The organism is Pseudomonas sp. HP_12 (assembly GCF_055283955.1).
Genome location: NZ_JBTOQG010000007.1, coordinates 115,596 through 137,472, shown reverse-complemented (window position 1 = coordinate 137,472; position 21,877 = coordinate 115,596). Strand labels below are relative to the sequence as shown.

The window sequence follows — 21,877 nt, the reverse complement described above, 5'->3', positions numbered from 1 at the left end:
TGTGATTAAACCTGGTTCATGCGATCGGCGATAAAAGTCACCAGCTGCCGCGCGATCTTGGCTTTGCTGGTCTGGGCGAAGAGCGTCGCTTGCAACGCTCGGTCGATCACGCTGCAGGCGTTTTCTTCGCTGTTGAAGCCAATGCTGGGATTGGCGACGTCATTGGCGACGATCAAATCAAGGTTCTTGTCTTTGAGCTTGCGGGCGGCGTAATCGAGCAGGTGTTCGGTTTCGGCCGCGAAGCCGACGCTGAACGGGCGATCCGGGCGCTGTGCAATGCTGGCGAGAATGTCCGGGTTGCGGACCATCTGCAGCAGAAGACCATCACCGGTGTTGGGATCTTTCTTCAATTTCTGTGTGGCGACGACTTCCGGCCGGTAGTCCGCAACCGCTGCCGAGGCGATGAAGAGATCGCAAGGCATGGCATCTTCGCAGGCGGCGAGCATGTCCCGGGCACTGACAACGTCGATGCGCGACACCCGGTCAGGCGTCTGCAGGTTCACCGGGCCGGTGATCAGGGTGACGCGCGCGCCCGCTTCGGCAGCGGCTTCGGCCAGGGCGAAACCCATTTTTCCGGAGCTGTGATTAGTGATGTAGCGAACCGGATCGATGTTTTCCTGGGTAGGGCCGGCAGTGATCAGCACATGCTTGCCGGTCAGCGTCAGTCGCTGGAAACAATCGGCGGCAGATTGCGCCAGATCATTGGGTTCGAGCATGCGCCCGTAGCCCACATCACCACAGGCCTGACTGCCGCTGGCCGGGCCAAACATACGCAGGCCGCGCTGCTCGAGCAGTTGCAGGTTCGCTTGCACGGAGGGGTCGCGCCACATGGCCTGATTCATCGCGGGCGCGACGGCGACGATAGCGTCGGTCGCCAGCACCACGGTGGTCAGCAAATCGTTGGCAATGCCTTGGGCCAGACGGGCCATGAGGTCGGCGGTGCCCGGTGCGATAAGAATCATGTCGGCCCACTTGGCCAGCTCGATATGACCCATGGCGGCTTCCGCTGCGGGGTCGAGCAAATCCAGGTGAACGGGGTGGCCGGACAAGGCCTGCATGGTCAGCGGGGTGATGAATTCAGCGCCGCCTTTGGTCATGACGACGCGGACTTCCGCACCGTGGTCGCGCAAACGGCGGACCAGTTCGGCGCTCTTGTAGGCCGCGATGCCACCGCCGACGCCGAGAACGATGCGTTTTCGATACAGCCGCTTCATAGGCCTGCCTTTAGGTCGGTTAACACGCGGCAATCATTACGCCTCCCCAGGCCTGACTGTCGCGCAAAAAAGAGCGGCTAAGATAGCACAGCGACCGCACGGGAACAGCGGCGCCACATACAGGGAGCTGCTATGAGTATTCGCGATTGGCCGGCGGCAGAGCGTCCGCGGGAGAAGCTGCTGGAGCGGGGGGCGTCGAGTCTGTCGGACGCCGAATTGCTGGCGATTTTCTTGCGCACAGGGGTGTCGGGGAGAAGCGCCGTGGACCTGGCCCGGCACCTTTTGCATCAGTTCGGCAGCCTGCGTGCGTTGCTCGAAGCCAACCTGACGGCATTCAGCAGCGAGCTGGGTCTGGGACCCGCCAAGTTCGCGCAGTTGCAGGCCGTCATGGAAATGGCCCGGCGCAACATGGGCGAGGATTTGAAGCGCGATTCCGTGCTGGAAAACCCGACGCAGGTGCGTCGCTACCTTAAGGCGCTGTTACGGCACGAGCAGCATGAAGTCTTCGGCTGTCTGTTTCTGGACAGCAAGAACCGGGTTCAGACGTTCGAAGTGCTGTTCCACGGCTCGATCAACACGGCGCATGTCCACGCGCGGCAGGTGGTCAAGCGGGCACTGGCCCACAACTCGGCAGGCTTGATCCTTTGTCACAACCACCCCTCCGGCGTCAAAGACGCCAGCGAAGCCGATATCGACCTGACGCGGCATCTGAAACAGGCGCTGGCGCTGGTGGACGTGGTGGTGCTGGACCACTTGATCATCGGCGACGGCGATCCGCTGTCGATGGTTGAGTATGGGTTGATGTAGCGGCCGTGTGGCTGGCCGCGGCCAGAATGTGGGACCGGCTTTAGCCGGGAAGACGTCGGCATTCACACCGCATAACTGACGGCGCATATACGGGCCTCTTCCCGGCTGAAGCCGGTCCTACTAAGCATCGCGTGCATCCAGCGGGGGAGCGTATGAGCCCAGTTCCCGATCTCCCGCGAATTACTTCACGGTCACCTTTGAGAAATCCTGACGACCAAACGGGCTCACGCTATAACCCTCGACATTCTTGCGCAGCAGCGCATAGGCAGTTGGATGCGCAAGCGGCAGCCACAATGCCTGCTTCTGGATCTGCTCTTGAGCCTGGTGATACAGCTTGCTGCGCTGCGCCTGATCGGTCACCGCTTTGCCCTGGCTGATCAGCTTGTCCAGCCCCTCATCGCAGTAGCGCGCGAAGTTGGTGCCGGATTTGACTGCGGCGCAGGAGAACTGCGGCGTCAGGAAGTTATCCGGGTCGCCGTTATCCCCCGACCAGCCCATGAACAGTAGATCGTGCTCGCCGGTCTTGGCGCGGCGGATCAGCTCGCCCCATTCGATAACTTTGATTTCCGCCTTGATCCCCACCGCGGCCAGATCGTTCTGCAGCAACTGCGCGCCGGCGTTAGGGTTGGGATTGAGCAAGCTGCCCGACGGCCGAGTCCAGATCGTCGTCTTGAAGCCGTCTTTCAGACCGGCCTTGGTCAGCAGTTCCTTTGCCTTCGCCACATCATGCTTGTAGCCAGGCAGGTCACTGGCGTAGCCCCAGGTATTAGGCGGATACGGACCATTGGCCGGGCGCGCCGAGCCTTCGAATACCGCTTTCAGGTAAGTATCTTTGTCGAATGCCAGGTTGATCGCCTGACGCACTTCCGGTTTGTCCAGCGGCGGATGCTGGCTGTTGATCGCCAGGAAAGCGGTCATGAAGGCGTCAGTCTTTTCGACCTTCAGGTTCGAATCCTTGCCGGCTTCAGCGACATCCATCGGCTTCGGCGACAGGGCAACCTGGCACTCGTTGCGGCGAATACGTTGCAGGCGAACGTTGGCGTCCGGCGTAATCGCGTAGATCAGCGCATCAACGGCTGGCTTGCCGGCGAAGTAATCCGGGTTCGCCTCGTAACGCACCACCGAGTCTTTCTGGAAGCGCTTGAAGATAAAAGGCCCGGTGCCGATTGGCTGGCTGTTTAGCTTCTCCGGCGTGCCGGCCTTCAACAGCTGCGCGGTGTACTCCGCGGAATAAATAGAAGCGAAGCCCATGCTGAGCGTCGCCAGAAAGGTCGCATCCGGGTGGTCCAGGGTGATGCGCACTGTGGTGGCATCGGTCGCTTCGACTTTCTTGATCAGCGACGGCCATTGCATGGATTGCGCGTGGGGGAAGCCCTGCACAGCGATCTTATTCCACGGATTGGCCGGATCGAGCATGCGCTGGAAGCTGAACACCACGTCGTCAGCGTTGAGCTCGCGCGTGGGGGTGAAATAGTCGGTGTGATGGAATTTCACGCCAGCGCGAAGTTTGAAGTCGTAGGTCAGCCCGTCCGGCGACACACTCCAGCTCTGCGCCAGGCTCGGAACCAGCTTGGCGTCCTTGGCGTCATAGTCCACCAGGCGGTTCATCAGCACGTCGGCCGAAGCATTGGTGGTGGTCAGCGAGTTGTACTGCACCACGTCAAAGCCTTCGGGGCTGGCTTCCGTGCAGACGCTCAGCGTCGTTGCCGCCTGGGCCAGCAGTGGTGTGGACAGGGACGCGAGCAACAGGGGTAGAACGGCTAGGCGCATGGCGATTTTCCTTTCAGAGAGAGCCCATCTGCCGGCGCAGTCTGGAGAGTCAGTAACCCTAGACCATCGATTGGCGCAGAACAATCGCTGCGGCGCGACGAGTGGTATATTTCCCGCCGCGCCTAACGCCGCTGGCGTTGCCGGGTGAAAGCCCTGGCTTTGTGACAGGCAATTCGTGGTTTGTGTTGTTGCACCGGGGGCTTTCTGGTATAAAGCAGCGCTCTTTTCTAGGGGCCCGCTGCCTTCACCTTAGGTGTGGCCGGTAAGACCCCTGAAGAAACGCGGCGCCTGGCGCCAAATGACTGAGAGATTAAGCGGCCAACCCATGCCGGGTTGGGCATGTGGTTTTAGAGGGCTGAGGCATGTCGAGAGTATGTCAAGTTACCGGTAAGGGTCCGGTAACCGGGAATAACATTTCCCACGCAAACAACAAAACCCGTCGTCGTTTCCTGCCAAACCTGCAGCATCACCGCTTCTGGGTTGAAGAAGAGAAACGCTTCGTACGTCTGCGCGTATCTGCTAAAGGCATGCGTATCATCGACAAGCGTGGTATCACGGTTGTTCTGGCCGAAATCCGCCGTGCTGGCGCGAAGGTCTAAGGGAGAAAATCATGCGTGAATTGATCCGTTTGGTGTCGACCGCTAACACCGGCCACTTCTACACCACCGACAAGAACAAGCGCACGACTCCGGACAAAATCGAAATTAAAAAATTCGATCCGGTTGTTCGTAAGCACGTGATCTACAAAGAAGCCAAAATCAAGTAATTGATTTCTGCCTCTTACAAAAAAGCCCGCAGCGATGCGGGCTTTTTTGTGGGTGAAATAAGGTGGGTCAACTAACAGTCAGGCCTTCTGTTCGAACACCACATAGATCTTGCGGCAGGCCTCCAGCACCTCCCACGTGCCTGTGAACCCTGCAGGAATCACGAAGCGGTCACCCGCGCGCAGGGTTTTCGACTTGCCGTCTTCGTCACGAAGTACCGAGACGCCCTGCACGATTTCACAGTACTCATGCTCGGTGTAATTCACTTTCCACTGACCGACTTCCCCTTCCCAGACGCCTGCATTCAGCTGCCCGCACGGGCTGTTGTAATGGTTGTAAACCGTCTGGTTCGGCTCGCCCTTGAGGATCTTTTCAGCAGCAGGGGTGAAACGCTCCGCTGCGGTAGTGGCTTCGCTGAAGTCGACGATGCTTTCGATGCTCATATCTGATTCCTGAAAGTAGGCGCTGCGTGATTGTTGCTTGCCGAGGGCTGGATGAAAAGCACGAGCGAGCCCGAACAGCTGTTGAATAAAATGCACGATCCGGCCAGATTAAGCCCGCTTCTGTCCAATATATTGGAAATCCGTCCAATGCTGGTTTAGGGTGGCGAATGCCTTCGGCCGATCCGATGACGCGTCAGGCCCTGCCCTGAAGCCCGATTCGAGTGCGAAGACGTGCCTATTTCATAAGAGGAGGACGTTTCATGACCACCCTGACTCATGCTGACTGGGAACAACGCGCCCAGGATCTGAAAATCGAAGGCCGTGCTTTCATCAACGGTGAATACACAGACGCCGCATCCGGCTCGACGTTCGACTGCATCAGTCCGGTCGATGGCCGCTTCCTCGCCCACGTCGCCAGCTGTGACGCCGCCGACGCGCAGCGCGCCGTTGAAAATGCCCGGGCTACGTTCAATTCCGGCGTCTGGTCGCGATTGGCGCCGGCCAAGCGCAAGGCAGCCATGCTTCGTCTGGCCGAGCTGATCAATGAGAACGTCGAAGAGCTCGCGCTGCTCGAAACCCTCGACATGGGCAAGCCGATCAGCGACTCCTATGGCATCGATATTCCCGGCTCCGCCCAGGCGTTGAGCTGGAGCGGCGAGGCCATCGATAAGCTGTACGACGAAGTGGCGCCGACCCCGCACGATCAATTGGGCTTGGTGACTCGTGAACCAATTGGCGTGGTGGCGGCCATCGTGCCGTGGAATTTCCCGCTGTTGATGGCGTCCTGGAAGCTGGGTCCTGCGCTGTCGAGCGGCAACTCGGTCATCCTCAAACCGTCGGAAAAATCCCCGCTGACCGCGATCCGTGTCGCCCAGCTCGCCATCGAAGCCGGTATTCCGGCTGGCGTGCTGAACGTCCTGCCGGGTTACGGCCACACCGTCGGTAAAGCGCTGGCGCTACACATGGATGTCGACACGGCGGTGTTTACCGGTTCGACGAAGATCGCCAAGCAGTTGCTGATCTACTCGGGCGAATCGAACATGAAGCGCGTCTGGCTGGAAGCCGGCGGCAAGAGCCCGAACATCGTCTTCGCCGATGCGCCGGATCTGCAAGCTGCGGCGGAATCTGCGGCCAGCGCCATCGCCTTCAATCAGGGCGAGGTCTGCACAGCCGGCTCCCGTCTGTTGGTCGAGCGCTCGATCAAGGACAAATTCCTGCCGATGGTGATCGAAGCGCTGAAAGCCTGGAAGCCGGGTAACCCGCTTGATCCGTCAACCACCGTTGGCGCGCTGGTCGATACCCAGCAGATGAACACCGTCCTGTCGTACATCGAAGCCGGCCACACCGACGGCGCCAAGCTGGTCGTCGGCGGCAAGCGCATTCTTCAAGAGACGGGCGGGACCTACGTTGAGCCGACGATCTTCGACGGCGTGACCAACGCGATGAAGATCGCTCAGGAAGAGATCTTCGGGCCAGTGCTCTCTGTGCTGACCTTCGATACCGCTGAAGAAGCCATTCAGATTGCCAACGACACGCCTTACGGCCTGGCCGCGGCGGTGTGGACGGCTGACTTGTCCAAGGCGCATCTGACCGCGAAGGCGTTGCGCGCTGGCAGCGTGTGGGTCAATCAGTACGATGGCGGCGACATGACTGCGCCGTTTGGTGGCTTCAAGCAGTCCGGCAACGGGCGAGACAAGTCGCTGCACGCGTTCGATAAATACACCGAGCTGAAAGCGACCTGGATCAAGCTGTAAGAGGCCGCGCGCGCTTCAACACTCAGGCGCTGTAAAAACCAACGCAGCCGGGCTTTCATCAAAGCCCGGCTGTTTTGTTTCGTCCTTTTGAGCCACAGGAGCGTGGTGATGCGTTGGGGTACTTATTTCGCTGTGCTGGCGTCGGTATTGAGCGTCGGTCTGGCGCTGGGCGTGAGCATGCCGCTGGTGTCCCTGCGGCTGGAGGCCTGGGGTTACGGTGCGTTTGCCATTGGCGTCATGGCTGCGATGCCGGCCATTGGCGTGCTGCTGGGCGCAAGTCTTGCCAGCCGGCTCGCTTCAAGACTCGGTACCGCCAACCTGATGCGGCTGTGCCTGTGGGCCGGGTCATTTTCAGTGGGTTTGCTGGCGTTATTGCCCAATTACTGGATCTGGCTGGTATTGAGGCTGATGCTCGGGACGATCCTGACCATCGTCTTCGTGCTCGGCGAGAGCTGGATCAACCAGTTGGTGATCGAACGGCTGCGCGGCAAGCTGGTGGCGCTGTACGGCAGTTCCTACGCGCTGAGTCAGTTGGGCGGGCCGGTGCTGCTGGGTTTCATTGGCACGGAAGCAGATTACGGGTTCTGGGTCGGGACCCTGTTGCTGGCGGTATCGCCGTTTCTATTGCTGGGCAGAACAGGCGCGCCGAGCGCGGAATCCAGCCATGTGACGCTGCGCGATCTCGGCGGCTTCTGTCGGAGTTTGCCGGCCATTGCGTGGGCCATCGCTTTATTCGCCGGGTTTGAAGCGATGATTCTGACCTTGCTGCCGGTGTATTGCCTGCAACAGGGCTTCACGCCTGAAGTGGCTTTGGCGATGGTCAGCACCGTGGTGGTGGGTGATGCGCTTCTGCAACTGCCGATTGGTGCGCTGGCCGACAGGGTTTCCCGTCGGCGGCTGTTTTCCGGGTGTGCGCTGGTGCTGATGGTGTCGAGCCTGGCGATCCCGCTGCTGGTCGACACAATCGCCATCTGGCCGCTGTGGGTACTGTTCGGCGCCAGTGCGGGCGGGTTGTTCACGCTGTCGCTGATTTTGATTGGCGAGCGCTACCGCGATGACGCTTTGGTGCGCGCCAATGCCCATGTCGCTCAGCTGTGGGGGATCGGTTGCCTGCTCGGCCCCTTGGCGGCAGGCGCTGGCAGCCAGTGGGTCAGCGGTCAGGCGCTGCCGTTGCTGATGGCGGCGGGGGCGCTGGGGTTGGTGATCCTGTCCCAGCGTCCCAAGGCCTTTGGCGCGCAAGCAGTGGCGGCTTAAAGCATCTTTTCCAGGCCGACCGCCGTGCTGAACCAGGCGTTCATCCGGCGCCACCAGTCGCCAGGCTCTTTGGACAGCGTGTGGATTTTGCCGTTGTCCTCGGTCACCCACACCAGCCGGTTGTTTTCCAGCTTGACCTGATAGCTGATGGCCGGCGCCATACCCTGAAGCGCCAGCTCGCGCAGGTATTCGGTCAGCTCGGGGCTGTCGACCAGCACGCCGACTTCGGTGTTCCACAGCACTGACCGTGGGTCGAAATTGAACGAACCCACGAACATCTTCTGTCGATCAAAGATCATCGCCTTGCTGTGCAGGCTCGATTCCGAGCCGCCCTTGATCAGGTTTGTGTGCAGAAATGCAGGTCCGCTGCCCTTGGCGTTGCTCGGATCGCCTGGCTGGCGGCGCAGTTCGAACAGCTTCACGCCGTGCTCCAGCAGCGCTCGGCGGTACGGCGCATAGCCGCCATGCACCGCCGGCACGTCGGTGGCCTCCAGCGAATTCGTCAGCAGGTTCACCGACACGCCTTTGTCCGAGAGGCCGGTCAGGTACACCAAGCCTTCCTGCCCAGGCACGAAGTAGGCTGAGATCAGCATCAGTTCCTTGTGCACGCTGCCCAGATCAGGACTCAATTGAGTCGCCAGCAGCAGATGCGGGTCGGGCTCGCCCCGTGACAGCACCTTGGTCGGCGCGTCCCACAACGCCTGGTTGTGCGCCCAGATCAGCTCATTGAGCCAGGTCTTCATACGCGGGTGAGTCCGATAGTCCATCAGCCGTTCATACAGGGCCTTCTTCTCAACGTGGGCCTGATCCAGCGATTCGGCCAGCAGAGCGCGCGCTTTGGTCAGATCCTTACGATCGGGTGGCCAGTAGAGGAAGTCGTTGATCGGCTTGCTGAGCGCGCTGTTCCAGTACTGATCGAAGCTGTGACCCAGCTGTTCCGCCACCGGGCCCACGCTGAGCATGTCGATGTCGGTGAAATTCAGATTGGGTTCGGCGTCGAAATACTCGTCACCCAGATTGCGCCCGCCGACGATGGCCACGGCGCCGTCGGCCAGCCACAGCTTGTTGTGCATGCGTCGATGCTGTTGTGACAGATTGAACAGCCGGCCCAGATTACGGGTGGCGCCCATGCTGCGGCCCAGATTGAGCGGATTGAACAGGCGAATCTGAATATTCGGGTGCGCAGCGAGTGTGGCGATGACTTCATCCAGCCCGTCGCTGGTGGTGTCGTCCAGCAGGATGCGCACGCGAACGCCGCGATCGGCAGCTTTGAGCAGTTCGTCAACCAGCGCCCGAGTGCTCAGGCCGTCGTGAACGATGTAGTACTGCAGGTCCAGGCTGGTTTTGGCGTTTCGAATCAGCTCGGCGCGGGCCATGAAGGCTTCAGTGCTGTTGGGCAGCAGGCGGAAACCCGAGCGGCCCTCGTGAGGCGCCGCCTGGGCCATGATCGAGCGTCCGAAAGAAGACTGCGCCGCCGGGAGTGCCTGACTCGGACCGTCGGGGGCGGGCGTGTGCGCACAACCGCTGAGGCCGAGGGCGAGAGCCAGGAGGAGGGGCACCGCCCGTAAGTTCGTCAACGCGGTCATCCGAAAATCAGTCATGGCGATATGACCGCGCTTTCTCCTAAAGGTTAAAAGCCCCAAAAGGTTAAAAGCTTCAAAAGGTTTAGCTGCAAAGGTCATGCAGGGTCGGTCCGCTGCATGAGCAGCGCCGTGGCAGCGCCGACCTTGCGCACCGCGTCCTCGATTTGCGCGGTCGGCTTGGCGGCGAAGTTCATGCGCAGGCAGTTTCTGTATTTGCCGGACGCCGAAAAGATGCTGCCCACGGCGATCTGTACGCCTTGCCCCTGCAAGGCGCGGTTCAGGCGCAACGAGTCGAAGTCTTCCGGCAGCTCGATCCACAGCATGAACCCACCCTGGGGACGACTCACACGGGTGCCTTCCGGGAAGTAACGCGTCACCCAGCCGGTCATCAGGTCGCGACTGCGCTGGTACTGGCCGCGCATCCGGCGCATGTGCGGCTCGTAGTGCCCGGCTTTGAGAAAATCGGAAATCGCCAGCTGCGGCTGGGTCGCGGTCGAACCGGTGCTGATGTATTTCATGTGCAGGGCGCGATCAAGGTATCGACCGGGTGCGACCCAACCGACGCGCAGGCCCGGCGCCAAGGTCTTGGAAAACGAGCTGCAGAGCAGGACGCGGCCGTCTTCGTCGAAGGATTTGATCGTGCGCGGGCGAGGGTAGGTGTAGGCCAGATCGCCATACACATCGTCTTCGATGATCGCCACATCGAAGCGTTGCGCCAGGGTCAGCAGTGCGCGTTTACGGTCCTCCGGCATGATGTAGCCCAGCGGGTTGTTGCAGCTCGGCGTCAGCTGTATGGCTTTGATCGGCCACTGTTCCAGCGCCAGCTCCAATGCGTCGAGGCTGATGCCGGTGAGCGGGTCGGTGGGGATTTCCAGGGCTTTCATGCCCAGCCCCTTGAGCGCCTGCATGGCGCCGTGAAAGCTGGGCGAGTCGACTGCGACGATGTCGCCCGGCTGGCACACCGAACGGATACAGATGGCCAGCGCCTCTTGGGCGCCAGTGGTGATCACCAGATCGTCCGGATCGATGTTGGTGCCGGAATCCAGCAGCAGCCGCGCGACTTGTTCCCTCAGGCAACGCCGGCCGTGGATATTGTCGTAATACAGCCCGGGCATGTCCGAGCGACGGCTGATCCTGCCCAGCGCCTGGGTCAGTGGCCGCAAGGTCGGGCTGGTGACGTCGGGCATGCCGCGACCCAGCTGAACCACGTCAGGGCTGGGTGCGGCTCGTGCCAGTTCCAGCACTTGATCCCACTGAGAGATTTCCACCGGGCGCTGGGCGGGGCGGCCTATCGCAGGCAGGGCGGGCGTCTTGCGGCCAGCCGGCACGAAATACCCGGACTTGGGGCGTGGCAGCGCGAGCCCGTTGTCTTCCAGCAATCGATACGCCTGCTGCACCGTGCTCAGGCTGACGCCGTGCTCAAGACTCAACGCACGCACCGAAGGCAGCCGGTCGCCGGGGCGATAAAAGCCGTTTTCGATGCGCGTGCCGAGCAATTCGGCGAGGTTGACGTAGAGGGTCATGGCGTACTCCCACAAGGTGATGCGATCGGTAGACCGATACAGATGTTGGGAAAATACAGCATTCAGCGCGAGAGGAAACCGATCTGTATGCAAAGAATAATAATTCTTTGGATCTGTAATGGTTTTCCATACAGACACATCATGAATCCACTCGAAACCCACCCTGAGGTGTCTGGAAATGAGCGGAATAAGTGATGTTCGGTTAACGCTGTACGCCGGTGAGCTGGTCCGGGAGCAGGACGGGAGCTCGCGCATTAGTGCGCCGGAAGGATTAGGGATGTGGGGGCTGTTTCAGCATCGACTGGCCAGTCGGCGCGCGTTGTTGAAACTGACTGACGAGCAGTTGAAGGATATTGGCTTGAGCAGCGAGCAGGCGCGCCATGAAGGGCTCAAGCCGTTCTGGCGCGAATGAGGGCTGTGACGCAGTCAGCCTCACAGCGGCGAGTTTCGTTACACCAGTTCTTTGAAGCGGTGCCACAACATCCCCAGCGCCAATAGCGGCGAGCGCAAATGTTTACCGCCGGGGAAGGTGATGTGAGGGACTTTGGCAAAGAGCTCGAACCCGCCGCTGTGTTGGCCGCTGATGGCCTCAGCCAGTAACTTGCCCGCCAGATGCGTCGCGTTCAACCCGTGCCCCGCGTACGCCTGAGCGTAGAACACGTTTGGATGCGTGTGCAGTCGCCCGATCTGCGGCAAGCGGTTGGCGCCGATGCCGATCATCCCCCCCCACTGAAAATCGATCTTCACGTCTTTGAGCTTAGGGAACACCTTGAGCATCTTCGGCTGCATGTACGCTGCAATGTCGCTCGGGTCGCGGCCTGAATAGTGACAGGCGCCGCCGAACAACAGGCGCCGATCCGCCGACAGGCGAAAATAATCCACCGCCACCCGCTGATCGCACATCGCGGTATTGCGCGGAATCAGCTGGCTGGCGAGCTCTTCGCTCAGCGGCTCGGTGGCGATGACGTAACTGCCGGCGGGCAAGACCTTGCCGCTCAACTCCCCATCGAGCTCGTTGAGATACGCATTGCAGCCCAGCACCAGCGTGCTGGCGCGCACCCGCCCTTGAGCTGTATGAATGTTGACCTCTGTCCCATATTCCAGCCGCGTCGCTGCCGAGTGTTCGCACACCTGCACGCCCAGTGACTGAGCGATGGCGGCTTCTGCCAGCGCCAGGTTCAGCGGATGCAGATGGCCCGAGCCCATGTCCAGCATCGCGCCGGCATAGTTGGGTGAGCCGATGACGCTGCTGAGGTTGCCCGCTTCAATCAATTCCAGCGGGTGGCGGTAACCCAGGCTTCGCAGCTCTTCTGCGTCTTTGGCAAAGCCCTCGAACTCCTTGGGCTTGTTCGCCAGATCGCAGTAGCCCCAGGTCAGGTCGCAGTCGATCTGGTATTTGCTGACGCGCTCACGGACGATTTCCACCGCTTCGAGGCCCATCAGCTTGAGCTGACGAACGCCGTCCTCGCCGATGACATTGCTGAACTGGTCCACGTCATGGCCGACGCCGCGGATCAACTGCCCGCCGTTGCGCCCGCTCGCGCCCCAGCCGATCTTGTGCGCTTCCAGCAGCACCACCTTCAAGCCGCGTTCAGCCAGCTCGATCGCCGTGTTCAGCCCGGAAAACCCGCCACCGATGATGCAGACGTCGGTTTTGATCTCGCCGTGCAATGCAGGGTAGTCAGGCCGGGGATGGCGGGTGGCGGCGTAATAAGAAGCCGCGTGATCAGACAATCCGGGCTGGGGAGACCGAGCATTCATGTTGAATATCCCGAGAACACTGTTTGGAAAATTTTACGGAGGGTAGCGGGGTGAATGAATCCGGGCAAGAAAATGCCAGCGGATGATCACCCGGGTGTCAGTCGCAGAGGCGCTGGGGCACAATCAGCACCTTTCACAGGGGAAACTGCCGCGATGGGTTGCAACAGCGAGAAAATCCGCGATCTGCGGCGGCAGATTCCGTCGTTCGAGTGCGTGCCGGGGTGCCACGATTGCTGTGGGCCGGTGACCACGTCGTCCGAAGAAATGTCGCGCTTGCCGCGCAAGACACCAGCCGAGCAGGAAGCGGCGCTCAACGAGCTGAACTGCGTACACCTGGGGCCCAATGGCTGCACCGTGTATGACGAGCGGCCTCTGATTTGTCGCCTGTTCGGCACCACGAAAACCCTGCCATGCCCCAACGGTCGTCGCCCTGAGGTCCTGATTCACCCGCGCGTCGAGAAACAGGTGCATGAGTTCATCGCCTCTACGCGGCAGGTCCTGGTGTAACGACGCCAGATGCCATCAATCCACTGCTAGTGTTCACTCCGGAATCGGCAGGCACAAACTCTCCTTCACCTCTTCCATCACGATGTAGCTCTTGGACTCCCGCACGTGGGGCAGCTTGAGCAGGATATCGCCCAGCAGCTTGCGGTACGACGCCATCTCGGAAATCCGCGCTTTCACCAGATAGTCGAAATCCCCTGACACCAGATGGCATTCCAGCACATGGGGCAGTTTGAGCACCGCGCGGCGGAATTCTTCAAAGGTGTCACCGGACTTGTAGTCCAGGCTGATCTCGACAAACACCAACAAGCTGGCTTTGAGGTTCTGCGGATTGAGGCGGGCGTTGTAGCCCATGATGATGCCCTCACGCTCCAGACGCCGGACCCGCTCCGTACACGGCGTGGTAGACAGGCCGACGCGTTCGCCCAGTTCGGTGAAGGAGATCCGTCCGTCGTTTTGCAGGATGCGCAGGATATTGCGGTCGATCTTGTCCAGCTCGCGTTTGGACTGGTGCTGGGTACGCATCGAAGAGCCCTCTGCCAAAGCGTCGGTTGCCGAGAAGAAATGCCGAATATAGGCGTTTATATAGTCAAAAGCACTGCTCACGCCTTTTTATACTGCGCACATCCTTGCTTAAAACTTGAAAACGTCAGCGGATATCCGCGATGAGGGAATCAACATGCGCGTTCTGGTCCTTGGAAGTGGCGTAATCGGTACCACCAGTGCGTATTACCTGGCGCGTGCGGGCTTCGAGGTGACGGTCGTTGACCGTCAACCGGCCGCGGCCATGGAAACCAGTTTCGCCAACGCCGGGCAGGTGTCGCCGGGCTACGCCTCGCCATGGGCGGCGCCGGGTGTGCCGCTCAAGGCGCTGAAATGGTTGCTGCAGCGCCATGCGCCGCTGGCGATCAAGGCAACGGCCGATATCGATCAATACCTGTGGATGGCGCAGATGCTGCACAACTGCACCCAGAACCGTTATGCGGTCAACAAAGAGCGCATGGTTCGCCTCTCCGAATACAGCCGCGACTGCCTCGATGAGTTGCGTGCCGAGACCGGCATTGCCTACGAAGGCCGCAGCCTCGGCACCACCCAGCTGTTCCGCACTCAGGAACAGCTGGATAACGCCGCCAAGGACATCGCCGTGCTCGAACAGGCCGGCGTGCCCTATGAAGTACTCGACCGTGAAGGCATTGCCCGGGTCGAGCCAGCCCTGGCCAGCGTCAGCAATATCCTCAGTGGGGCACTGCGTCTTCCGAACGATCAGACCGGCGACTGCCAGCTGTTCACCACGCGTCTGGCCGAAATGTGCGTGAAGCTGGGCGTTGAGTTCCGCTTCGGCCAGTCCATCGAGTCCATTGATTTCGCCGGCGACACCATCAGGGGCGTGCGCATCAATGGCACGCTCGAAACCGCTGACCGCTACGTGCTGGCGCTTGGCAGCTACTCGCCGCAACTGCTCAAGCCGCTTGGCATCAAGGCGCCGGTTTATCCGCTCAAGGGCTACTCGCTGACGGTGCCGATCACCGACCCGGCGATGGCGCCGACTTCGACCATTCTCGACGAGACCTACAAGGTCGCGATTACCCGCTTCGACAATCGCATTCGTGTGGGCGGCATGGCCGAGATCGCCGGTTTCGACCTGTCGCTTAATCCTCGTCGCCGCGAGACCCTGGAGATGATCGTCAACGACCTTTATCCTCGCGGCGGCGACCTGCAGCAGGCCAGCTTCTGGACCGGTCTGCGCCCGACGACGCCGGACGGAACACCTATCGTGGGCGCAACGCCGTATCGCAATCTGTTCCTCAACACCGGCCACGGCACGTTGGGTTGGACGATGGCCTGCGGTTCAGGCAGATTGCTGGCTGACCTGATCGCGCGCAAAACCCCGCAGATCAGTGCTGAAGGCCTCGATATTTCCCGTTACGGCAGCTCCAAGGAGATCGCAAAACATGTCCATTCAGCGCCAGCTCACCAATGAGCGCATGAGCCAGTTGGTCGTCCACAACGGCACTGTTTACCTTGCCGGGCAAGTGGCCGACGACATGGCAGCGGGGATTGAGCAGCAGACCCGCGAGACGCTTCACAACATTGAGCGATTGCTGGACCTGGCCGGTACCGACAAGACCCGCATTCTGTCGGTGACGATCTACCTGAAAGACATCGATGCACACTTTGCCGGCATGAACAGCGTCTGGGACACTTGGCTGCCGAGGGGCCTTGCCCCTGCGCGTGCAACGGTTGAAGCCAAGCTGTGCGAGCCTGAGATTCTGGTTGAACTGTCGGTGGTTGCGGCGCTGCCGTAGTTCACCCACCTATATCCATCTATTGACCAACAAGAAGCCCCAGCATGCGTCCAGCCCGCGCCCTTATCGACCTTCAGGCCTTGCGCCACAACTACCAACTGGCGCGCGACACCGCTGGCGCCAAGGCGCTTGCCGTGATCAAGGCGGACGCCTACGGCCACGGCGCGGTGCAGGTTGCGCAGGCGCTGGAGTCCGAGGCCGATGGTTTTGCCGTGGCGTGCATTGAAGAAGCGCTGGAGCTGCGTCAGGCCGGGATCAAAGCACCGATTCTGCTGCTGGAGGGTTTTTTCGAGGCCGACGAACTGGCGCTGATCGTCGAGCATGATTTCTGGTGCGTGGTGCATTCCCTCTGGCAACTCGATGCCATCGAGCAAACCGCCCTCGGCAAGCCGCTGAACGTGTGGCTGAAGATGGATTCGGGTATGCACCGCGTTGGCATTCACCCGGCGGATTTTCAGGCGGCCCATCAGCGGCTGCTGAACAGCGGCAAGGCCGCGAAGATTGTCTTGATGACCCACTTCGCCCGCGCCGACGAACTCGACAGCGCGCGCACCGATGAGCAAGTGGCCATTTTTCAATCGGCCCGTGCCGGTCTGACCGCCGAACTCAGCCTGCGCAATTCCCCTGCCGTCATGGGCTGGCCCAGCGTGCCGAGTGACTGGGTGCGTCCTGGCATCATGCTCTACGGCGCGACGCCGTTCGAGCAGCCGCAATCGGTCGCCGATCGTTTGCAGCCGGTCATGACCCTGGAATCCCGCGTCATCTGCGTGCGTGACCTGCCCGTCGGTGAGCCAGTGGGCTACGGCGGTACATTCGTCGCCGAGCGCAACATGCGCATCGGTGTGGTCGCGATGGGCTATGCCGACGGCTATCCGCGGCAGGCGCCTACCGGTACCCCCGTGATGGTCGACGGGCATCGCAGCCAGTTGCTCGGGCGTGTGTCGATGGACATGCTCTGTGTCGACCTCACCGACGTGCCGGGCGCAGGGCTGGGCAGCCGCGTCGAGCTGTGGGGCAAGAACATCCTCATCAGCGACCTTGCGTCCAGCGCGGGCATGATTCCGTACCAGATTCTGTGCAATCTGAAACGCGTGCCAAGGCTCTATTCCGAGGCCTGACGGCCGCTCGCCAGTCCTCGGCAAATCACCCCCTCGCGGCCTGTGACGGCCGCCAGTCCCTTTGCTGATCCGGCCATGGGCTCAAGTGTTGTAAATACTGAACGCTGTTGCCATGATGGCGGCCACTTGACCCAACTTGATCATCAGGAGGACTCCCGCATTGGACGTCGGTGAACGACTGCAATCCATTCGTAAACTCAAAGGTCTGTCCCAGCGTGAACTCGCCAAACGAGCGGGCGTGACCAACAGCACCATCTCCATGATCGAGAAGAACAGCGTCAGCCCCTCGATCAGCTCCCTGCGCAAGGTGCTGGGCGGCATACCGATGTCCATGGTGGAGTTCTTTTCCGAAGAGCTCGAACCCGAAAATCCGACCCAAGTGGTCTATAAAGCCAGCGAACTGATCGATATCTCGGACGGTGCCGTGACCATGAAACTGGTCGGCAAATCCCATCCGAGCCGCGCCATTGCGTTCCTTTCCGAAGTCTACCCGCCGGGTGCCGACACTGGCGTCGAGATGCTCGTGCACGAGGGCGAGGAGACCGGGATTCTGGTCGAGGGCCGTCTTGAGCTGGTGGTCGGTCTGGACACCTACGTGCTTGAAGAGGGCGACAGTTACTACTTCGAGAGCTCCCGACCCCATCGCTTTCGCAACCCGTTCGACGTTCCTGCGCGACTCATCAGCGCGGCCACGCCGGCGAATTTTTGATCAGAGACATGCTTACCCGAAAACTGATCTTCCTCGGCCTGGCCGTCTTGCTTTTCGCCGATACTGCTGACGCGACCATGCGCTGCGGCACGGCGCTTATCAGTCTGGGGGACACCGCCGACGTGGTCCGCCAGAAGTGCGGGGCGCCCGACAGCAGTGTTGATCAAATGCCCGCGCTCAGGAGCAACGGCGTCCCGAAGCTTGGCACTGCTAAAGTCAGCTTATGGGTGTATGGCCCTCGCAACGGCGCAAAACAACACCTACGGTTTATCGACGACAAGCTGGTAAAAATCGAGACGAAGCGGGACTGAGTGGCCGCGTGACAGTCGTTTTTTAAGGGCGCAAGCCGCGCAGTGCAGCAAATCCCCTGAAGGCCCGGTCCAACCGCTATCAAATAACAAAATCAGGAGAGGCCGGATGCCGCATTCCTGCTCGATCGAGCAAGCTGTCGATCACGTGTTGGCTGAATTGCCGGCACACATCCATATGGGTATGCCGCTGGGGTTGGGCAAGCCCAATCGCTTCGCTAACGCGTTGTACGCCCGAATCAAATCGCTGCCCGATCGGCATCTGACTATCTACACCGCGCTGTGCCTCGGGCGACCGGATGGCGGCGATGGTTTGCAGGGACGTTTTCTCGAACCCTTTCTGGAGCGCGTCTTCGACGACTACCCGGAGCTGGATTTCCTCACCGATCTGCGCCGGGACGATCTCCCGCCCAACATTCACGTCCAGCAGTTCTTCATGCAGCCCGGCAGCCTTCTGGGCAGTGTCGAAGCGCAGCAAGATTACGTCAGCAGCAATTACAGCCACGCTGCGCGGGACATCAACGCCAATGGTCTGAATCTGATCGCGCAACTGATCGCCCGCGACTCCCAACGGCCCGATTACCTCAGCCTGAGCTGCAACCCCGACATCACCCTCGACCTGTTGCCCATGGTGGAAAAACGCCGTGGGTTGGGCGAGCGCATTCTGATACTCGGCCACGTCCACGCGGATCTGCCCTACATGCAGGGCGGTGCCGAGGTCAGCGCCGACACCTTCGACCTGCTGATCGAGCATGAAGAGCGCAGCACGCTGTTCTCGACGCCGAACATGCCAGTCGGTGTCCAGGATCACTTCATTGGCTTGTACGCGAGCACGCTGGTGCGCGACGGCGGTACGCTGCAGATCGGCATCGGTTCGATGGGCGACGCCCTGACCGCCGCCTTGCTCGCGCGCCAGGCCGATAACGAAACCTACCGCGCGTGCCTGGCCGAGCTGGACGGCATTTCCACCTGGAAGCCGTTGATCGAGGCGCAAGGCGGGGTGATGCCCTTCGCCACCGGGCTTTATGGCTGCAGCGAAATGCTGGTCAACGGGCTGCTGGTGCTGCTGGACGCGGGGATCATCCGCCGCAAGGTTTACGCCGACGTCGAGCTGCAGCAAATGGCCAACGACGGGGTTCTGGACGAATCGATTTATAGCGACGGCGTGTTAATTCACGGCGGCTTCTTTCTCGGGCCGCGCAGCTTCTACGAGCGGCTGCGGGAATTCACGCCGGCGCAGATCGCGCAGGTCAACATGACTGCGATCAGTTACATCAACGAGCTATACGGCGACGAGACGCTCAAGCGCCTGCAACGGCGGGATGCGCGATTCATCAACAGTTGCTTCACCGTGACGTTGCTGGGCGCAGCGGTCTCCGATCAATTGGCCGACGGCCGGGTGGTCAGCGGTGTCGGCGGGCAGTACAACTTCGTCGCTCAGGGCCATGCGCTGGACGGCGCGCGTTCCGTGCTGATTCTGCGCAGCTGGCGTGAGTCGGGTGGGGAGGTCAATTCCAATATCGTCTGGGACTATGCGCACACGACGATCCCGAGGCATCTGCGCGATATCGTCGTCACTGAATATGGCATCGCCGACCTGCGCGGCAAAACCGACGCGGCGGTGATCGAGGCGCTGCTCAACATCAGCGATTCACGCTTCCAGCCGGGCCTGATCGATCAGGCGCAAAAAGCCGGCAAGCTGCCGAAGGACTTCCGCCTTGATCCGCTGTTCAGCCAGAACACGCCCGAGCGGCTGAAGGAAATCCGCGACCAGTTCCCGTCGCTGTTCATCGAGTACCCGCTGGGCAGCGATTTTACGGCCGAGGAGCGCGATCTCCTGCGCGCGCTGAACTGGTTGAAAAGCAAGTTCAAGCTCACGGAAATCATCGAGCTGGGCAAGGCCACGCTGGAAGCGCCTGACGCGAGCGCCTATCCGGAGCACTTGCAGCGCATGGGCCTCGATCATCCGCAGGGGTTGCGAGAAGAGCTGTATCAGCGGCTGGTGCTGGCGGGGTTGCAGGCGACGGCTTAGGCGGTTGGGTGAGATGCCGAGCGAATGCGGCGGGTCGGACAACATGGGTGACAGGCCCACCGCGTTCGCGAACTGCATCCGTTCAGCCGAGGGTTTTGATCACCAGTAGCACGGCAGCAAAGAAGCCGCTGACGGCAAACAGCTGCTGCAACCGCGGGCCGGCGAGGTAACGGCTGACCTGTCTGCCGACTACCAGTCCGGCGACGGCCCCTGCGGCGAACGGCAGCCCCACAGTCCAATGCATCGCGCCGCCGATGGTGGCGGTGATCACGCTGCCGGTCGAGACCAGGGCGATTACCGCCAGCGACGTGGCGACGATGCTTTTCATCTCAAGGTCGGTGTATCGGGTCAATGCCGGCACGATGACGAAGCCGCCACCCACACCGAGCAATCCTGACAACAGCCCGGCCAATGCGCCGGTCGCCGCCAGTGACCGAGCGCAGGGCAGGGTCCAGCGCAGCCGACCCACCAGCGGATTGACTACGCAGGGCCTGAATGCCCCACGATCCGGCGGTTTGCCGTGGCGCAACTCGTGAGCGGCTTTGCGGTAGATCCGCCCGCACACATAAAACAGAATCAGCGCAAACCCCAACGCCAGCGGCGCATTGGGCAGCTGGTGCGCCAGCCACAGCCCTACCGGCGACAGCGCGATGCCAATGATTGCGATGAAAATGGCCGCACGGTAACGGACGATACCCTGGCGCAGCCCAAGCGCTGCACCGACGGCCGAAGCCAGGCCGACCGCCAAAAGGCCCACCGGCGCGGCTTCGATCATCGTCAGGCCCAGCCCGAAAACCAGCAGCGGCACCGCAAGAATGCCGCCACCGGCGCCCGTCAATCCCAATACCGCGCCAATGATCGTACCGAGGCCGGCTCCGATCAGTTCGTGTTCATTCATCGTAAGTGAGCAAGTTCCGTGGGGGCTGTCAGGAGGTAGCTGTTCAGGATGAGCGCGCCTGATCGGCGCGCTCGGCAGGGTTTACAGCGCATTGATCGGGACCTTCAGGTAGCGGACGCCGTTGTCCTCCGCTTCCGGCAGGTTGCCGCCGCGCATGTTGATCTGCACCGAAGGCAGGATCAGCATCGGCATGTCGAGGGTGGCATCGCGCTTCTCGCGCATCTCGACGAAAGCGTCCTCGTCGATGCCTTCGCGCACATGGATGTTGCTGGCGCGTTGCTCGGCGACGGTGGTCATGAACATCAGCTCACGGCCATTGGGCAGATAGTCGTGGCACATGAACAGACGCGTCTGTGGCGGCAGGCCGAGAATTCGGCCGACCGAGCGATACAGCGTGCGCGCATCGGCGCCGGGGAAGTCGCAACGGGCGGTGCCGTAGTCGGGCATGAACAGCGTATCGCCGACAAACGCCACGGCTTCATCGCCGGCTTCAATCACGTACGTCATGCACGCCGGCGTGTGGCCAGGGGTGTGCATGGCTCTGGCCTGCAGCGTGCCGATCTGAAAGTGCGCGTCATCTTCCAGCAACCGGTCGAACTGGCTGCCGTCGCGGGCAAAGTCGCCTTTGGCGTTGAACAGCGTGCCGAAAACTTTCTGCACGCGAGTGATGTGGCTGCCGATCGCGACGGTGCCGCCGAGTTGTTCTTTCAAGTAGGCCGCTGCCGAAACGTGATCGGCGTGGACGTGGGTTTCCAGAATCCACTGCACCGACACGCCCAGCTCGCGAACCCTCTCGATCAGCTTGTCGGCGGACTGCGTGCTGGTGCGTCCGGATTTCGGGTCGTAATCCAGCACGCTGTCGATCAGCGCGGCTTGACGCGTAGAGCGGTCAATGACCAGGTAACTGATGGTCGAGGTCTGCGGATCAAAGAACGCCTCTACGCTCAGTTTTTCGCCAATTTCCATAACGTGTCTCCTGTTCTACTGACCGCAAGAAATCTGTGGGAGTCGAGCTTGCTCGCGAAGGGGCCGGTACATTCACAGTAACCTCTGCGCCTGAAAGTATGCTTTCGTGAGCAAGCTCACTCCCACGGGGTTACGCGTTTGCTGGGCCAAAGCGCGGCGTCAG

Annotated in this window: 22 protein-coding genes; 13 read left to right on the top strand and 9 right to left on the bottom strand. The window is 61.1% G+C overall.

Annotated elements, in window-relative coordinates; all coding sequences use genetic code 11:
• Positions 1 to 5: 5 nt before the first annotated feature.
• A complete protein-coding gene (coaBC, locus tag ACYASU_RS07545) occupies positions 6 to 1,214 on the bottom strand; it encodes a bifunctional phosphopantothenoylcysteine decarboxylase/phosphopantothenate--cysteine ligase CoaBC (RefSeq protein WP_463582436.1) in 1,209 nt (402 codons plus the stop codon).
• 132 nt (positions 1,215 to 1,346) lie between these two features.
• Here coaBC and radC point away from each other — a divergent pair, with 132 nt between their 5' ends.
• A complete protein-coding gene (radC, locus tag ACYASU_RS07540; RefSeq protein WP_122534164.1) occupies positions 1,347 to 2,021 on the top strand; it encodes a RadC family protein in 675 nt (224 codons plus the stop codon).
• A gap of 180 nt (positions 2,022 to 2,201) precedes the next feature.
• On the opposite strand, the gene ACYASU_RS07535 is transcribed toward radC, so the two are convergent.
• Positions 2,202 to 3,791 carry an ABC transporter substrate-binding protein gene (locus ACYASU_RS07535; RefSeq protein ID WP_463582435.1) on the bottom strand — a complete coding sequence of 530 codons (1,590 nt, stop codon included), beginning with the start codon at positions 3,789 to 3,791 and terminating at the stop codon, positions 2,202 to 2,204.
• A gap of 362 nt (positions 3,792 to 4,153) precedes the next feature.
• Here ACYASU_RS07535 and rpmB point away from each other — a divergent pair, with 362 nt between their 5' ends.
• Entirely contained in the window at positions 4,154 to 4,390 is a 237-nt protein-coding gene (gene rpmB, locus ACYASU_RS07530; protein ID WP_037016669.1) for a 50S ribosomal protein L28, read from the top strand.
• Between the two features lie 11 nt (positions 4,391 to 4,401).
• Complete coding sequence (gene rpmG, locus ACYASU_RS07525; protein ID WP_010225867.1) at positions 4,402 to 4,557, top strand: 50S ribosomal protein L33; 156 nt, start codon at positions 4,402 to 4,404, stop codon at positions 4,555 to 4,557.
• Between the two features lie 78 nt (positions 4,558 to 4,635).
• On the opposite strand, the gene ACYASU_RS07520 is transcribed toward rpmG, so the two are convergent.
• Positions 4,636 to 4,998 carry a cupin domain-containing protein gene (locus ACYASU_RS07520; RefSeq protein ID WP_463582434.1) on the bottom strand — a complete coding sequence of 121 codons (363 nt, stop codon included), beginning with the start codon at positions 4,996 to 4,998 and terminating at the stop codon, positions 4,636 to 4,638.
• Between the two features lie 260 nt (positions 4,999 to 5,258).
• Between ACYASU_RS07520 and ACYASU_RS07515 the strand changes: the two genes are divergently transcribed.
• Together ACYASU_RS07515 and ACYASU_RS07510 are read left to right on the top strand one after the other, a co-directional pair.
• Entirely contained in the window at positions 5,259 to 6,752 is a 1,494-nt protein-coding gene (locus ACYASU_RS07515; RefSeq protein WP_172610267.1) for an aldehyde dehydrogenase, read from the top strand.
• Positions 6,753 to 6,860: 108 nt separating this feature from the next.
• Positions 6,861 to 8,006 (top strand): MFS transporter, encoded by a 1,146-nt coding sequence (locus tag ACYASU_RS07510; RefSeq protein WP_172610268.1) that lies wholly within the window; start codon positions 6,861 to 6,863, stop codon positions 8,004 to 8,006.
• Here ACYASU_RS07510 and ACYASU_RS07505 read toward each other — a convergent pair.
• Positions 8,003 to 9,592 carry a phospholipase D family protein gene (locus ACYASU_RS07505; RefSeq protein ID WP_442969418.1) on the bottom strand — a complete coding sequence of 530 codons (1,590 nt, stop codon included), beginning with the start codon at positions 9,590 to 9,592 and terminating at the stop codon, positions 8,003 to 8,005. The two genes, ACYASU_RS07510 and ACYASU_RS07505, sit on opposite strands and share 4 nt — an antisense overlap.
• Positions 9,593 to 9,684: 92 nt before the next feature.
• Complete coding sequence (locus tag ACYASU_RS07500; protein WP_423571964.1) at positions 9,685 to 11,112, bottom strand: aminotransferase-like domain-containing protein; 1,428 nt, start codon at positions 11,110 to 11,112, stop codon at positions 9,685 to 9,687.
• Positions 11,113 to 11,290: 178 nt separating this feature from the next.
• On the opposite strand from ACYASU_RS07500, the gene ACYASU_RS07495 reads away from it, so the two are divergent.
• Entirely contained in the window at positions 11,291 to 11,524 is a 234-nt protein-coding gene (locus ACYASU_RS07495) for a DUF1127 domain-containing protein (protein WP_122534158.1), read from the top strand.
• Positions 11,525 to 11,562: 38 nt separating this feature from the next.
• Here ACYASU_RS07495 and ACYASU_RS07490 read toward each other — a convergent pair whose 3' ends face one another.
• Complete coding sequence (locus ACYASU_RS07490; protein WP_463582433.1) at positions 11,563 to 12,873, bottom strand: NAD(P)/FAD-dependent oxidoreductase; 1,311 nt, start codon at positions 12,871 to 12,873, stop codon at positions 11,563 to 11,565.
• A 153-nt stretch (positions 12,874 to 13,026) separates the two neighbouring features.
• Between ACYASU_RS07490 and ACYASU_RS07485 the strand changes: the two genes are divergently transcribed.
• On the top strand, positions 13,027 to 13,380 hold the full coding sequence (locus tag ACYASU_RS07485; RefSeq protein ID WP_463582432.1) for a YkgJ family cysteine cluster protein: 354 nt from the start codon (positions 13,027 to 13,029) through the stop codon (positions 13,378 to 13,380).
• A gap of 33 nt (positions 13,381 to 13,413) precedes the next feature.
• On the opposite strand, the gene dadR is transcribed toward ACYASU_RS07485, so the two are convergent.
• The gene (gene dadR / locus ACYASU_RS07480; RefSeq protein ID WP_065988245.1) at positions 13,414 to 13,902 is read right to left on the bottom strand and encodes a transcriptional regulator DadR; all 489 of its coding nucleotides are present in this window, start codon (positions 13,900 to 13,902) and stop codon (positions 13,414 to 13,416) included.
• Between the two features lie 154 nt (positions 13,903 to 14,056).
• On the opposite strand from dadR, the gene dadA reads away from it, so the two are divergent.
• From dadA to ACYASU_RS07450, 6 genes are all read left to right on the top strand, one after another.
• Positions 14,057 to 15,358: a D-amino acid dehydrogenase gene (gene dadA / locus ACYASU_RS07475; RefSeq protein ID WP_463582431.1), complete on the top strand. Its 1,302-nt coding sequence runs from the start codon at positions 14,057 to 14,059 to the stop codon at positions 15,356 to 15,358.
• The gene (locus tag ACYASU_RS07470; RefSeq protein ID WP_192171444.1) at positions 15,330 to 15,683 is read left to right on the top strand and encodes a RidA family protein; all 354 of its coding nucleotides are present in this window, start codon (positions 15,330 to 15,332) and stop codon (positions 15,681 to 15,683) included. Before dadA ends, ACYASU_RS07470 begins: the two co-directional genes overlap by 29 nt.
• 44 nt (positions 15,684 to 15,727) lie before the next feature.
• Positions 15,728 to 16,801, top strand: a complete 1,074-nt coding sequence (gene alr / locus ACYASU_RS07465; protein ID WP_463582430.1) for an alanine racemase — start codon at positions 15,728 to 15,730, stop codon at positions 16,799 to 16,801.
• Positions 16,802 to 16,961: 160 nt separating this feature from the next.
• Complete coding sequence (locus tag ACYASU_RS07460) at positions 16,962 to 17,510, top strand: cupin domain-containing protein (protein WP_037016647.1); 549 nt, start codon at positions 16,962 to 16,964, stop codon at positions 17,508 to 17,510.
• Between the two features lie 8 nt (positions 17,511 to 17,518).
• Entirely contained in the window at positions 17,519 to 17,821 is a 303-nt protein-coding gene (locus ACYASU_RS07455; protein WP_463582429.1) for a DUF2845 domain-containing protein, read from the top strand.
• A gap of 106 nt (positions 17,822 to 17,927) precedes the next feature.
• Entirely contained in the window at positions 17,928 to 19,850 is a 1,923-nt protein-coding gene (locus tag ACYASU_RS07450; protein WP_463582428.1) for an acetyl-CoA hydrolase/transferase C-terminal domain-containing protein, read from the top strand.
• 82 nt (positions 19,851 to 19,932) lie between these two features.
• Here the strand turns inward: ACYASU_RS07450 and ACYASU_RS07445 are convergent, their stop codons facing one another.
• Together ACYASU_RS07445 and ACYASU_RS07440 are read right to left on the bottom strand one after the other, a co-directional pair.
• Positions 19,933 to 20,748: a sulfite exporter TauE/SafE family protein gene (locus ACYASU_RS07445; RefSeq protein WP_463582427.1), complete on the bottom strand. Its 816-nt coding sequence runs from the start codon at positions 20,746 to 20,748 to the stop codon at positions 19,933 to 19,935.
• Positions 20,749 to 20,829: 81 nt separating this feature from the next.
• On the bottom strand, positions 20,830 to 21,714 hold the full coding sequence (locus ACYASU_RS07440) for an MBL fold metallo-hydrolase (RefSeq protein WP_463582426.1): 885 nt from the start codon (positions 21,712 to 21,714) through the stop codon (positions 20,830 to 20,832).
• Positions 21,715 to 21,877: the final 163 nt, after the last annotated feature.

What these genes read in the sequence shown, in the direction of transcription:
- coaBC (WP_463582436.1), bottom strand. Translation starts at nt 1,214, where the DNA reads ATGAAGCGGCTGTATCGAAAACGCATCGTTCTCGGCGTCGGCGGTGGC.
- radC (WP_122534164.1), top strand. Translation starts at nt 1,347, where the DNA reads ATGAGTATTCGCGATTGGCCGGCGGCAGAGCGTCCGCGGGAGAAGCTG.
- ACYASU_RS07535 (WP_463582435.1), bottom strand. Translation starts at nt 3,791, where the DNA reads ATGCGCCTAGCCGTTCTACCCCTGTTGCTCGCGTCCCTGTCCACACCA.
- rpmB (WP_037016669.1), top strand. Translation starts at nt 4,154, where the DNA reads ATGTCGAGAGTATGTCAAGTTACCGGTAAGGGTCCGGTAACCGGGAAT.
- rpmG (WP_010225867.1), top strand. Translation starts at nt 4,402, where the DNA reads ATGCGTGAATTGATCCGTTTGGTGTCGACCGCTAACACCGGCCACTTC.
- ACYASU_RS07520 (WP_463582434.1), bottom strand. Translation starts at nt 4,998, where the DNA reads ATGAGCATCGAAAGCATCGTCGACTTCAGCGAAGCCACTACCGCAGCG.
- ACYASU_RS07515 (WP_172610267.1), top strand. Translation starts at nt 5,259, where the DNA reads ATGACCACCCTGACTCATGCTGACTGGGAACAACGCGCCCAGGATCTG.
- ACYASU_RS07510 (WP_172610268.1), top strand. Translation starts at nt 6,861, where the DNA reads ATGCGTTGGGGTACTTATTTCGCTGTGCTGGCGTCGGTATTGAGCGTC.
- ACYASU_RS07505 (WP_442969418.1), bottom strand. Translation starts at nt 9,592, where the DNA reads ATGACCGCGTTGACGAACTTACGGGCGGTGCCCCTCCTCCTGGCTCTC.
- ACYASU_RS07500 (WP_423571964.1), bottom strand. Translation starts at nt 11,112, where the DNA reads ATGACCCTCTACGTCAACCTCGCCGAATTGCTCGGCACGCGCATCGAA.
- ACYASU_RS07495 (WP_122534158.1), top strand. Translation starts at nt 11,291, where the DNA reads ATGAGCGGAATAAGTGATGTTCGGTTAACGCTGTACGCCGGTGAGCTG.
- ACYASU_RS07490 (WP_463582433.1), bottom strand. Translation starts at nt 12,873, where the DNA reads ATGAATGCTCGGTCTCCCCAGCCCGGATTGTCTGATCACGCGGCTTCT.
- ACYASU_RS07485 (WP_463582432.1), top strand. Translation starts at nt 13,027, where the DNA reads ATGGGTTGCAACAGCGAGAAAATCCGCGATCTGCGGCGGCAGATTCCG.
- dadR (WP_065988245.1), bottom strand. Translation starts at nt 13,902, where the DNA reads ATGCGTACCCAGCACCAGTCCAAACGCGAGCTGGACAAGATCGACCGC.
- dadA (WP_463582431.1), top strand. Translation starts at nt 14,057, where the DNA reads ATGCGCGTTCTGGTCCTTGGAAGTGGCGTAATCGGTACCACCAGTGCG.
- ACYASU_RS07470 (WP_192171444.1), top strand. Translation starts at nt 15,330, where the DNA reads ATGTCCATTCAGCGCCAGCTCACCAATGAGCGCATGAGCCAGTTGGTC.
- alr (WP_463582430.1), top strand. Translation starts at nt 15,728, where the DNA reads ATGCGTCCAGCCCGCGCCCTTATCGACCTTCAGGCCTTGCGCCACAAC.
- ACYASU_RS07455 (WP_463582429.1), top strand. Translation starts at nt 17,519, where the DNA reads ATGCTTACCCGAAAACTGATCTTCCTCGGCCTGGCCGTCTTGCTTTTC.
- ACYASU_RS07450 (WP_463582428.1), top strand. Translation starts at nt 17,928, where the DNA reads ATGCCGCATTCCTGCTCGATCGAGCAAGCTGTCGATCACGTGTTGGCT.
- ACYASU_RS07445 (WP_463582427.1), bottom strand. Translation starts at nt 20,748, where the DNA reads ATGAATGAACACGAACTGATCGGAGCCGGCCTCGGTACGATCATTGGC.
- ACYASU_RS07440 (WP_463582426.1), bottom strand. Translation starts at nt 21,714, where the DNA reads ATGGAAATTGGCGAAAAACTGAGCGTAGAGGCGTTCTTTGATCCGCAG.